This window comes from Nannocystis exedens, assembly GCF_002343915.1.
Classification (GTDB): domain Bacteria; phylum Myxococcota_A; class Polyangia; order Nannocystales; family Nannocystaceae; genus Nannocystis; species Nannocystis exedens.
In genome coordinates, this window is the sequence record NZ_NETK01000001.1 from 911,395 (window position 1) to 922,730 (window position 11,336).

Sequence of the window (11,336 nt, forward strand, 5' to 3'; positions counted from 1 at the left end):
AGGTCAGGTCGACGCCGCACCCGGGGCGCGCAGCTCGAGGTTCGAGAGGTGGAGCAGCAGCTTGTACTTCTGGCCGTCGACGCGGCCCTCGAGGAAGCCGCGGTACGGCGTGCCGTTCTCCTGGAAGATCAGCGGGTCGCGGCCCTTGCTGCCGGCGCCGAGCAGCGCCAGCTCGCCCTTGTCGTGCAGCTCCTTCGCCATCTTGTACAGGAAGTCGAACGACAGGCCGTCGACGTGCTTGATCTGGATGGTGCGGCGGAACGCGAACTTGGTCACCACCTCGGCCTTCGGCATGCGCCGGTTGGTGAACCGCACCGGCGACTCCTTCTCGTTGGTGTTGGCCGGGATGTCGGCCGCCGGCTTGCGCTCGCGCTCGGTCCCGTCGGGCCCGAACAGCACGTCGACCAGCTTCGGCGAGGCGTGCAGCACCTCGCCCTTGCTCGACAGGAACACCGTCTGCGTGTCGCCGACCTGCTTGCCGACCTGCTCGATGTCGATCTCCGGGTCGCCGTCGATCAACGCCTGCGCCAGGTCGCCCGGCATCGCGCTCAGCTTGGCGTAGGTCCCCGCCTCGGTCGTCGCCAGGTAGCGGCGGAACTCGAGCTTCTTGCCGGGCACGCCGGACACCGGCCCCTGCTTCTCCTTGACCGACTCGAGCGCGAGCGTGGCGTCGCGCTTCTCCTCGTTCATCAGCTGGATCTTGCGCATGGCTGTCTCCCTGACCTGTCCCTCAGAACATCTCGAAGTCGAGCTCGTCGCCGTCGTCGTCGCCGCCCGGATCGTCGGTCACCGTGGTCTGCAGCTCGCACCACTCGCTGACCGCCGGCGAGCCGACCAGCGCGAAGTAGGCGCCGCCGTTGCACACCAGGTAGGCGAGCTCGGTGTCGTAGCCGCCGCGGTAGGAGAACACGAAGCGGAACACCTTGCCGGCCCGCAGCTCGCCCTCGAGCTTGGGGTCGAGCCCGTTCGGGTCGAGCGTGTAGACCGAGCGCACCGCCAGGTCGAGCAGCTCGCCCGGCTCGACCGGGCCCTCGAGCTTCTGCGGCTCGCCGAGCGTGCTGCCGATGTGCGGCAGCGGGTTGCCGTCGGCGTCGAGCCCGACCAGCTTGCTGTTCGGGATCCACGCGTTGCTCTCGTCGAAGTAGCCCTGCGCGGTCATCCCCGAGCGGATCAACAGCGTGCCGTCGCGCGACAGCTCGGCCCGCTCGCAGCGCTGCTCGTGGGGGTCGAGGATCTGTCGCTGACGCTTGCCGTACAGCTTGGCGCGGTCGAGCTTCTCGTGATCGAAGGTCGACTGCACGCCGCCCCAGGTGACGATGATCGGTTTCGCCATAAGTGCGAGGGCCGCCAAAGGCCGCCAAGCCTTATCCGACCGGCCGCGCAGCCGTGTCAAGCCGAGCGCCTGCGCAGCGCAGTTTCGCGCTGCGCACTACTGCCCATCGGCATTGCGACACAGGCCCGCTGCTCCGCGTATTCGCATCCGTGTACGCGCAATCGAGCGACGGCCTCACAGCGTCGTGACGATCTGGATCTCGAGCAGATCAGGCTCACCCGCGACGATCTCCATCCGACCGTCGCCGTCGACGTCGCCGGCCGCGAGCAAATCGCGGGTCGTCGGCGCCTCGAGCTCGAACACCTGCTCGCAGACGAACCCGCCGTCGCCGTCTCCGCGCAGCACCGAGACCGCGGGCAGCTCGCCGACGGCGATCAGATCGAGGCGACCGTCGCCGTCGAAGTCGGCCAGGAGACCGCCGGTGAACGCCGTCGACGTCCACGTGGCGACCGTCGGGCTCGTCTCGCAGATCGTCACCAAATCGCGGATGCCGTCGCCGTCGCCGTCGGCGAAGTGGACCCGCCGGGTCCCGCTCACTGCGTCGAGCGTCGGGGTGACCATCCACTGGCCGGCCTGCCCGATCAGCACGTTGACGTCGCTCGGGACCTGCTGGGCCGCCGCCAGATCGGGGTCGCCGTCGCCGTCGACGTCGCCGGCGGCGAGGTGTAGTTCGCCGGTCGCCGGCATCAGGCCGATCGGCGAGCCGGGGACGAAATCGCCGGACCCCGAGTTGAGCTGCACCTCGATCCGCGAGAGCCCGGGCGCGCCGGTGGCGATGTCGAGGTCGGTGTCGCCGTCGAAATCCGCGACCACCACCGAGCTCGGCGCGTGCACCAGCGGGAAGCTCGACGTGACCATCGATTCGACCGGGCAGCTCGGCAGCCCATGCACCGGCACGCACGCGCCGGCCACACACACCTGGTCCAGGGGACAGCCGCGCGACTCGGCGCAATCGCCCCCGTCGGTCGTGTCGCCGGTGGTCGAGGTGATCGTCGTCGGCGTCGTCGGCGACGTCGTCTCGACCCCGGTCGTCGTCTCGATCCCGGTCGTCGGCGGCTCGGTGGTCGCACCGGGCCGCTCGTCAGCGTCGGGTCGGTGCTCGGCAGCGGGCTCGTCGGCCCGCCGCTCGTCAGCGGCGGCAGCCCGCTCGTCGAGCCCCCGCTCGTGCCCATGCTGCCGCCCTCCGTATCGTTCGCCGGCGGCGGGGTCGGACCACAGGCGACGACGCCGACGAACCCCAGCACAAGCCCACGCCCCATTGCGGCAGGTTACTCGCCAGGCCCTGGCGCGGGCAAGCGCGGCGCGCGGCCGGTCGCGCGGGATTGCGCGCCTGCGGGCGGCCGTCGAGTGCAAACAACCTGGCCATAAAGACATATCATCGCTCCCCGCGGGCTCGCCCCGGCCGGGGGATCCGGTACGATGGGAACATGCCTGCCTGCCGGGCCACTACGTCGGCGACGGCTGCTTCGCGAGCGGCTGTCCCGATCACGAGCGCGTGTACATCCGCGACCTCGGCGACGGCACCTTCGACATCGTGAACCACATCGGCGGCACCTGCGGCGTCGAGCCCGACGGCTGGCAGCAATGCCTCGACGAAGATCCCGAGCCGCCGGCCGCTTGCAGCTGCGTCTGCTGACGCCGCCCGATCTTGCGCTACGCTCGGGCCATGCACGGCGGCTCCCCCGACATCCACGTGATCCTCATGACCTGTCCTCCCGACCAGGCCGAGAAGATCCTCCTCGCGCTGCTCGAGCGGCGCCTCGTCGGCTGCGGCAACATCATCCCGCTGGTGCGCTCGCGCTACTGGTGGGAGGGCCAGATCTGCAGCGACGACGAGGCCCTCGTCGTCATGGAGACCACGCCCGACCGCCTCGACGCCCTCTACGCCGCGATCCCCGAGGTCCACCCGTACACGGTCCCCAAGGTCGTCGCCCTCCAGCCGAGCGCCTGCGGCGAGCCCTACCTGCAATGGCTGCGCGCGGTGACCCGGCCGGGTTGACGTCATGCCCGCGCTGTTCGCCGTCCTCGCCATCCTCCTGGATCTGCTGGTTCAGATGTTCGCCGTGCTGGCGACCGGAGCCGTGATCGCCGGCGTCGTCCGCGGCGTCTCCGCCGAGGATGGCGCGGGTCTCCTCCTGTGCCTCGCCGTCGCCATCGGCGGCCACTGGATCCTCGTCCGGCGGATCCGCGCCGGACGGCGCACGATCGCCACGGCGCGAGCCGGCAGCGAGGAGGTCGGCACACGCACGCCGGGGCACTTCGTCAGCGACGGGCTCTGCATCCTCGCCCTCTCGGCGATGCTCGTCGCCATGCGAGATCCTCCCTGGGGCGCTGCCGAGCGCGCCGGCACAATCTCTATGCTCGTCGCCTGCCTCGCCCTCGGCGTTCTGCGCGCGACCCTTGTACGTCTAGACCCGGATTGAGCGCGCGTCACAACCTGCACTTTCGTACAGGCTGTCGACCGGTCGCCCGCGTGAATGCGCCTGCGACGAGCGCAAACGCCGTCACGCCCCTGCGCGCACGAGCTTGCGCGCGCACGCGACCAGCCCGAGGTAGCAGCCGGCCCCGACGGCCATCGTCGTCGAGATCCCCCACGTCATGGATGTCCCGAGGGCCAGGCCGCTGGCGCACACGCCGAAGGCGCCGTTGATGCCCCACAGCCACGGCGTGACCGCGTGGCCGCCTGCCCTTTCGACCAGTCGGAGGCCGAGCGGGAAGCAGATGCCCATCCCGAGGGCGGGCGGGGCGATGAGGGCGATCGACAGCAGCACGCGCACGGCCGTCTCGGCGCCGGCGAAGCTCTCGGTGACAGGGCCGGTCGCCAGGCGGACCGCCACCACCATCAGCGCCGGGATCAGCGGGAACAGCCACGCGATCGCGCCGCCGCGCTCGACCGGCAGCTTGCCGCTGAGCAGGCTGCCGACGCCGGCCGAGAGGATGATGCCGCCGAGCACCACCGCCAGCGACAGCGTCGGGTGGCCGACGAACACCCCGACCTGCGACAGCAGCGCGATCTCGACGAACATGAAGCCGAGGCCGATCAGCGCGAAGTAGGCCAGCGCCGCCGCCAGGGTCGCCGGCACCAGCCCGCCGGTCGCCGGCTGCGGGCGCGGCTCCTCGCCCGTCGCCGCCGGCCGGGCCACCAGCGGCCCGAGCAGCGCGGCCAGCGTCAGCAGCAGGCTGACCAGCGTCGCGTACACCAGCGTCTGCGTCGCCTGCAGGTTGCCGAGGAACCCGAGGTCGAGCTCGCGGATGTCCTCCTGGCCTTCGAGCCAGCTGCCGGGCTTCAGCATGTTGAAGAAGAACGGGCGGTCGTCGGTCGGCGGCGTCAGGTCGAGCGTCTGCCGCGACGCCCACTGCCACAGCGCCGCGCGGTCCTCGATCGCCCCGAGCTCGGCGAGCAGCGGCTGGGCCGGCAGGCGGCGCGGCGTGAGCACCATGTTGACGCCGATCCGGACCGCCTCGCGCTGCATGAGGTCGAGGTCCTCCTTGCTGAACGGCGTCGGCGAGACCAGGAGCGTCGCCACGCTCTCGATCTGCAGCAGCAAGAGGTGCGCGCGCGGCTCTTCGACCCCGAGCTGCCACAGCGCCTCCATCGCCAGCGCGACCATGCGGGCGGTCTCGCCGGGCGACTCCTTCTTGTACCAGCGCGACACCGTGAACACCCCGGTCGGGGCCAGGCGGCGCAGGAACACCAGCCAGCCCTCGACCGTGTACAGCCCGTTCTCCGACAGGCTGTACGCCCCTGCGCCGGTCGAGGCCCAGGTGTCGATCAGCGACATCGTGATGACCTCGTACTGCCGGCGGTCGCGCGAGAAGAAGCTGCGCGCCTCGTCGGTGTGCAGCTCGACGCCCGGGCGCGACGCGATGGTCGAGAAGTCGGCCATCGAGCGCCGGTGCAGGTCGACGATCGCCGCGTTGAGCTCGACGCCGACCACCGGCGCGTGGCCGCTGCGCAGCGCCGCCAGCACGTCGCGCCCGCCGCCGACGCCGATCACCGCCGCGGGCCCGTGCGGGCGCAGCCGGTGGGCGAACGTGCTGAGGTCCCAGTCGAGGTAGGCGTGGTCCGAACCTGACCCTTCGGCCATCATCGTCGCCGCCGCCCCGTCGATCTTCAGCACCCGCTGCTGGATCGGCGCCCGCGCCGCCAGCGGCATGTTGCGCCCGGGCGCCCACAGGTACGGCGGCAGCGCGATCTCGGCGCCGACCGTGACCCGCGAGTGCGTGTTCCAGGCCACGTGCATGAACTCGCGCGGGTCCTCGCGCAGGCCCTTGACCCACGCCGGGCGCAGCGGCGGCGCCTCGGCGCTCGCGTTGAGGCCGGCGAACGCGAGCAGCGCCAGCGCCAGCGCCCCACATGTCCCGAGGGACCTGCGCTTTTCGCCAGGGTCTTCGTCACATGTCGCAAAGGCCAGGGCGCCGAGCGCCGCGACCGCGCCGACCACCAGCACCGCGCTGGCGGCGTCGACCGCGTCGAGCAGCGGGATCACGAGCCCGCAGCCGGCCGCGGCGCCGAGCAGGTCGCAGCCGTAGGCGCGGCCCGGCGGCAGGCCGGTGCGGGTCAGCGCCAGCGTCAGCGCCACGCCGGCGGCCGCGAACGGGACCGCCAGGGCCGCGCCGAAGCCGAGCAGGGCGAAGAAGCCCATCAGGTCGGTGACCGGCAGGAGCGGCCCGGACATCGTCCACGCGACCGCCAGGGGCGCCAGCGCGGCGAACAGCGCCGAGCTGCGGGCGAGCCGGCGGTGGAGCACCGCCTGGCCGAAGCGACCTGGCCGCATGAACACGTAGATCGCGCCCGCGGTCATGCCGAGCATCGCCAGGGCGATGACGAAGAACGACAGGTGGTACCACGCGATCACGCTGGTGATCCGCGTCAGCAAGATCTCGAGCGCGAGCGTCGAGCCCGCGACCAGGGCGATCCCGGCGTAGAGGAAGAGCGCGCGCATCGGCCTCACCCGCCCTCGACCACGGTCTCGCGCAGGTTGGGGTCGGCGGCGATGTCGGCCTCGCGGAACAGCAGCGGGCGCCACTGCTTGCGCGCGAACAGCTCGGTCTGGTCGCGGAAGTGGGGCGAGCGCGGGTCCTCCGACTGCGAGTAGGTCAAGAACGCCTCGCCGCGCGGCCCGTCGGGCAAGAGCTCGACCGCCATCACGAACGACGAGCCGTAGTTGATCACGTAGCCGCGCTCGGTCAGGCCGGCGGTGCCGTCGATCGTCTCGGGCCGGTACACCTTGGGCAGCAGCGTCGAGTTGAGGCCGGCGTTGTAGCCGACCACGTTGGCGATGCCCTCCTTGGCGAACCCGCCGTGGACCCCGATCTCGACGCTGCCGCGCGGCGCTCGCTGCAATTGCTTGAGCGGGGCCGACAGCGGCACGCCGGCGGTGCGGAGGTTCACCACCGCCTCGCCGAGCGCGACCAGGGCGCCGTCGACCTGGCCCTCGGCCGGGGTGATCAGCGTGTGCGGGGTGTGGATCGGGTCGTCGGGGTCGAACGGCGCGCTGAACAGCGAGCCGCGGTCGAGCACCGAGTCTGCCCCGTAGGCCGCGAGGTACTCGCGGAACAGCACCGCGCCGACGCTGTCGGGGTCGAAGCGCCGGTCCCACGCGCCGAGCAGCTGGCAGATCGTGCGCAGGTCGACGACGCTGCCGGCGACCTCGACCAGGTGCTGCGCGTCGCAGCGTGCGAGCAGATCGGTGAGCACCAGCTCGGCGGTCAGCGAGTGGTTGCCCTGGATCGCCGCCTGGATCTCCGCCAGCGTGAACGTCCCGTCCTCGCCGGCCGCGACGAACGGCGCCTCGTTCTGCAGCAGCATCGCGTTCATCCGCGTGCGCGGCGACTGCGGCGCGCGCTCGGCCCCGTGCAGCGGCGAGAAGCCCTCGAGCGGCGCGGCCGGGTTGGCCAGCCAGTACGAGTCGTTGGCGTTGAACACGAAGTCGCGGCGGTCGAGCTGCGGCATGTCCGAAAACGGCACCAGCCCGGGCGCGCGCGCGTCGCCGCTGTCCTGCCACTCGTAGGTCGAGTCGCTGCCGTCGAGCACCACCAGGCCGCCCTGCTGATACAGCAGGCCGGTGAGGAAGTCGTCCTCGATGGCCGCCTGCCAGCCGGCGATCGCGGCCTCGGAGATCTGGGCGGTCGCCGAGGCGTCGGCGTACCAGGCGTTGCCGTGCTTGTCGGCGGCCATCGTGTTGACCCACGGGATGCCCTGCACGTCCTGATAGACCTGCTTGAACGCGTCGAGGCTGTTCGCCCGGTCCATGCCGAGGAACTGCTCGATGAGCCGCGGATTTTCGATGTTGGCGTCGCGGTAGGTCAGCGCGACGTCGGTCGACCAGCCGATCGGATCGACGTTGAGCATCGGCCCGTAATGGCTGTACCACAGCGTGCGCGACACCTTCTCGCCGCCGGCGACCTCGACCTCGAAGGTCTTGGCGGTCATCGGCCGGGATGTCCCGTCGTACAGGTAGGCGGTCGGGTCGTTCGGGTCGAGGGTCAGCTTGTAGAACGTGAAGCGCGTGCCCGACGAGAACGTGTGCGTCCACCCGAGCTCGTCGTTGAAGCCGATCAGCACCCCGGGCACGCCCATCAGGCCGACGCCGTAGATGTTGATCTCGCCCGGCACCGTCACGTGGCTCTCCCACAACTTGAGCTCGCCGGTCCACGGGAAGTGCGGGTTGGCGACGACGATGCCGCCGCCGCTCTCGGTCTTGTCGGCGCCGAGGGCCCAGCCGTTGCTGCCGAAGCCGCCGCTCGTCAGCGTGCCGAGGCCCGCGAGCGGCCCGCCCGGCAGCTTCAGCGGCGACCCGGGCGGCTGCGCCGTGCCGATGTAGCCCGCCAGTTGATTGCTGCTGCCGAGCAGCCCGAGGTCGACGTAATAGCGGACCAGGTCGAGCGCCTCGATCTCCTTCACCCACGGCGCCCCCGCGCAATCGGCCGGCAGCGCGCCGGGCGGCGTGTCGCGCAGGTATTGATTGTACCCGGCCGCGTAGCCCTCGATCGCCTCCTTGACGTCGGCCGGCGCCGCGTCCCACATCCGCTGGGCCCGCGGCCCGACCTCGAGCGCGAGGTAGGCGAAGTCGCTGGTCAGGTGGGCGTCGCCGTCGCCGCGGCCGAAGTACTTGGCCCGCTCCGAGCGGACCTTGACGATCTGGTCGGCCAGCGTACACGCGTGGTCCTGCGCGAACGCGTAGGCCTGGCCGAACAGCGCGCTGCCGAGGTCGTCGGCCTGGATGTGCGCGATCCCGAAGCTGGTGCGCCGGATCGTCGCGCGGTACCTCGGCTCCCCGGTGGTCCCCGCGGTGTCGCTGTCACCGGTCGAGCTCGCTCCGTCCGTCTCGGTGGGGGTGGGATGGGTCGAACCGCAGGCGAACAGCGGGGCCAGCGCGAGGACGGCGAGCTTGCGCAACATCGCCCGTCAGGCTAACGCGCCGCCGCAGAGCCGCGCAAGCGCGCCGCCCTCGCCGGAGCGCCGCGGCCCCGGGCAGCGCGACCGTTCGGGGCCGAACGACGCGCGCACCGGAATCATGGCGCGGGCGATCCCCCGCCTTTTGCGCGTGGGTGGGGCTCCACGACCGCGAGCACCCGGCCTGCGGTCGCCCTTTGCCTCGGTTCCTCACGCGCGAGCCGGCCGGCTGCCGCGGCGCCCGGCCGGCTCGCTTCGAGCCTCCAGGCCCGTCGCGCCGGCCGCGTCGGCGGTCGGCGGACCCGAACATCGCGGTGCCGCGGCCTGCCTCGCGGCCGCCCCGACGGGCGCTCGGAGCATGTCCCGCGAGACATGCCCGTCTGGACGGCGCGGGCCCGCCTCTCGCGGCCGAAGCGACTGGCGCTCGGAGCATGTCCCCGCGAGACATGCCCGTTCCGACGGCGCGGGCCCGCCTCTCGCGACCGAAGCGACTGGCGCTCGGAGCATGTCCCGCGAGACATGCCCGTTCAGACGGCGCGAGCCCGCCTCTCGCGGCTCTCCCGCCTGGCGCATAAGACATGTCGTCCCGGACATGTCCGTTCAACCAGAGAAACGCTCGCCCCACGCGGCCGGGAGCGCCGCGTCGAACAGCTCGGCGATCGCGGGCTCGCCGGGGAGCAGCTGCTCGATCGCCGCGCGGATGGCGTCGAGGCGGCGGACCAGGCGGGATCGCGGGACGCCGCGGCGCTCGAGGTAGCCGGCCAGCCAGGTCGCGTGGTCGGCGAGCGCCCGCGGCGAGGTCAGCGCGAGCGCGTCGGCGCAGTAGGATACCAGCGTGGCGAGCTCCGCGACCGGCAGGGGTTCGTCTTCGCCGGCGGTCGAGAGCGTGACCGCGGCGGCCAGGACGATCGTGTCGGCGCGGCGCTGCACCTCGCCCGCCAGCCCGTCGGGGTACGCGAGCGCCGCCTTGGCGGCCTGCAGCAGGTCGACCGCGGCCTGTCCGTCGGGCCAGCGCTCGTCGGCGACGGCCACGGCCAGGCGCTCGAAGTTCTCGGCCAGGTGCAGCGTGCACATGCCGCGGGCCGTCAGCACCTGCTGCAGCCAGCGCGCGTAGTTGGCGATCACCGCGGGGTCGTCGTCGGCCAGCGCCTGCTGCAGGTACTGCACGTGAAAGCGGTTGTCCTGGCGGCCGTGCTTGTCGGCGCGCTCGCCGAAGCGCTCGCGCCAGAACGGGTCGGCGTACATCTCGCCGAGCACGCGCTCGCCGAGGCGGTCGCAGGCCGCCTCGAGCCGGCCGATCAAGGCTTCGTGACGAATCATGGCTCCACCCCCACGAGGCGGCGCGCCGTCGCCACCAGCTCGGCGTCGCCCACCTGCGTCACGTCGAGCTCGCGCGCCAGGCCCGGCGACCAGCGCGTCGCGTGCCCGCCGATGAACATCGGCCTGTCGCTGACCTCGCGCACGCGGGCCACCGCGGTCCGCAGCGCCGGCAGGTTGAAGCTCATCGTCACCGACAGGCCGATCAGGTCCGGCCGCTCGTCCTGGACCGCCGCGACGAGGTCGCGGGTCGGCACGTTGGCGCCGAGGTAGCGCACGTCGAAGCCCTCGAGCTCGAGCGCGTCGGCGACCATGCGCGCCGGCAGCTCGTGGAGCTCGCCCTCGACGCACGCCAGCAGCACGCGCTCGTCGAGCGGCGGCTTCGGCGTGGCGCGCTCGAACAGCGCCGCCAACGAGAGGTGGGAGATCGCCGTCGCCATGTGCTCCTGGGCGATGCTCACGCGGTTGAGCTGCCACAGCCGCCCGATCTCGTCCTGCGCCGCGCGGATGACGTGGACCTGCAGCTCGTCGATCTGCGCCCCCGACCCCAGCCCGTCCTCGAGCAGCAGGCGCACCGCCTCGCGGCGATCGCCGGCCAGTTGGGCCCGCAGATAACGCTCGCGCAGCTGCGCGAGCGCAGGCGTCACGACGCCTCCCGCAGCGCCGCGCCGGCCGCCCGGGTCCGCGGCGCCAACCAGTCGATCAGCCGCTCGAACGTCTCGCGGGCGCCGGCCACCGCCTCGGCCTCGGCGGCCGGCGTGTTCAGCTCGCGCGCGACGATCGCCGCGAAGTCCCGCCAGCGGGCGCCGGTCTCGGGCCCGTGGCCGGTCAGAAACGCGGTGGCGTGCCCGCGCAGGCCCGCCAGCGCCGGCGGCAGCCTGGCGAGGATGTAGCGCCCGCCGAGCGTCGAACCCTCGAGCACGTACGCGACCCCGAGCGCGCGCGCCAGCGAGGTCACCGCGGGCAACGCCGTACACCGGGGGACCTCCCTGGGGTCGTCGCTCAGGGCGCAGAGATCGGCCGCCAGCATCGGCGCCCTGCGCCGCCGCGGCGCGTCGAACCCGGCGGCGCCGAGCCCGTCGTGCGCCCCCAGCAGGTCTTCGAGCGGCGCGTGGTACCCCAGCATCGCCGCGAGGTAGTCGCGGTAGTCGGTCAGCGTCGCGTCGGCGTCGAGGATCCGCACATGGAGCTCCGCGCGCAGGTGGAGCGCCGCCGTGTCGTCCTTGAGCCGGCGAAGAGGTTCGCAGACCGGGTTCACGTTCCCACCGTGCCCCGCGATCGGCGCCG

The 11,336-nt window shown here is 72.4% G+C and carries 11 protein-coding genes; 3 read left to right on the forward strand and 8 right to left on the reverse strand.

Annotation, left to right across the window (positions count from 1 at the left end):
- Positions 1–3: 3 nt before the first annotated feature.
- The 3 genes from NAEX_RS03455 to NAEX_RS49525 all read right to left on the reverse strand — a co-directional run bounded on the left by NAEX_RS03455 (position 4) and on the right by NAEX_RS49525 (position 2,191).
- Positions 4–708 (reverse strand): hypothetical protein, encoded by a 705-nt coding sequence (locus NAEX_RS03455; protein WP_096326090.1) that lies wholly within the window; start codon positions 706–708, stop codon positions 4–6.
- 22 nt (positions 709–730) lie between these two features.
- Positions 731–1,333 (reverse strand): hypothetical protein, encoded by a 603-nt coding sequence (locus tag NAEX_RS03460; protein ID WP_096326091.1) that lies wholly within the window; start codon positions 1,331–1,333, stop codon positions 731–733.
- Between the two features lie 174 nt (positions 1,334–1,507).
- Positions 1,508–2,191, reverse strand: coding sequence for an FG-GAP-like repeat-containing protein (locus NAEX_RS49525; RefSeq protein WP_170135416.1), 684 nt, complete (start codon positions 2,189–2,191; stop codon positions 1,508–1,510).
- Positions 2,192–2,828: 637 nt separating this feature from the next.
- Between NAEX_RS49525 and NAEX_RS49530 the strand changes: the two genes are divergently transcribed.
- From NAEX_RS49530 to NAEX_RS03475, 3 genes are read left to right on the forward strand one after another with little or no spacing between them, the layout of a single operon-like run.
- Positions 2,829–2,969: a hypothetical protein gene (locus tag NAEX_RS49530; protein WP_170135417.1), complete on the forward strand. Its 141-nt coding sequence runs from the start codon at positions 2,829–2,831 to the stop codon at positions 2,967–2,969.
- A 30-nt stretch (positions 2,970–2,999) separates the two neighbouring features.
- Complete coding sequence (gene cutA, locus NAEX_RS03470) at positions 3,000–3,332, forward strand: divalent-cation tolerance protein CutA (RefSeq protein WP_096326093.1); 333 nt, start codon at positions 3,000–3,002, stop codon at positions 3,330–3,332.
- A 4-nt stretch (positions 3,333–3,336) separates the two neighbouring features.
- Entirely contained in the window at positions 3,337–3,756 is a 420-nt protein-coding gene (locus tag NAEX_RS03475) for a hypothetical protein (RefSeq protein WP_096326094.1), read from the forward strand.
- An 81-nt stretch (positions 3,757–3,837) separates the two neighbouring features.
- Here NAEX_RS03475 and NAEX_RS03480 read toward each other — a convergent pair whose 3' ends face one another.
- The 5 genes from NAEX_RS03480 to NAEX_RS03500 form a co-directional block, all read right to left on the reverse strand.
- Positions 3,838–6,279 carry a hypothetical protein gene (locus NAEX_RS03480; protein WP_096326095.1) on the reverse strand — a complete coding sequence of 814 codons (2,442 nt, stop codon included), beginning with the start codon at positions 6,277–6,279 and terminating at the stop codon, positions 3,838–3,840.
- Between the two features lie 5 nt (positions 6,280–6,284).
- Positions 6,285–8,738, reverse strand: coding sequence for an acylase (locus NAEX_RS03485; protein ID WP_096326096.1), 2,454 nt, complete (start codon positions 8,736–8,738; stop codon positions 6,285–6,287).
- A gap of 594 nt (positions 8,739–9,332) precedes the next feature.
- Entirely contained in the window at positions 9,333–10,052 is a 720-nt protein-coding gene (locus NAEX_RS03490; RefSeq protein WP_143140428.1) for a hypothetical protein, read from the reverse strand.
- Positions 10,049–10,696, reverse strand: coding sequence for a cobalamin B12-binding domain-containing protein (locus NAEX_RS03495; protein ID WP_096326098.1), 648 nt, complete (start codon positions 10,694–10,696; stop codon positions 10,049–10,051). Before NAEX_RS03495 ends, NAEX_RS03490 begins: the two co-directional genes overlap by 4 nt.
- Positions 10,693–11,307: a biliverdin-producing heme oxygenase gene (locus NAEX_RS03500; RefSeq protein ID WP_170135418.1), complete on the reverse strand. Its 615-nt coding sequence runs from the start codon at positions 11,305–11,307 to the stop codon at positions 10,693–10,695. The genes NAEX_RS03495 and NAEX_RS03500 overlap by 4 nt, the downstream gene beginning before the upstream one ends.
- Positions 11,308–11,336: the final 29 nt, after the last annotated feature.

Excerpts from the sequence above, each read along its gene's own strand:
- NAEX_RS03455 (WP_096326090.1), bottom strand. The coding sequence starts at position 708 with ATGCGCAAGATCCAGCTGATGAACGAGGAGAAGCGCGACGCCACGCTC.
- NAEX_RS03460 (WP_096326091.1), bottom strand. The coding sequence starts at position 1,333 with ATGGCGAAACCGATCATCGTCACCTGGGGCGGCGTGCAGTCGACCTTC.
- NAEX_RS49525 (WP_170135416.1), bottom strand. The coding sequence starts at position 2,191 with ATGGTCACGTCGAGCTTCCCGCTGGTGCACGCGCCGAGCTCGGTGGTG.
- cutA (WP_096326093.1), top strand. The coding sequence starts at position 3,000 with ATGCACGGCGGCTCCCCCGACATCCACGTGATCCTCATGACCTGTCCT.
- NAEX_RS03475 (WP_096326094.1), top strand. The coding sequence starts at position 3,337 with ATGCCCGCGCTGTTCGCCGTCCTCGCCATCCTCCTGGATCTGCTGGTT.
- NAEX_RS03480 (WP_096326095.1), bottom strand. The coding sequence starts at position 6,279 with ATGCGCGCGCTCTTCCTCTACGCCGGGATCGCCCTGGTCGCGGGCTCG.
- NAEX_RS03485 (WP_096326096.1), bottom strand. The coding sequence starts at position 8,738 with ATGTTGCGCAAGCTCGCCGTCCTCGCGCTGGCCCCGCTGTTCGCCTGC.
- NAEX_RS03490 (WP_143140428.1), bottom strand. The coding sequence starts at position 10,052 with ATGATTCGTCACGAAGCCTTGATCGGCCGGCTCGAGGCGGCCTGCGAC.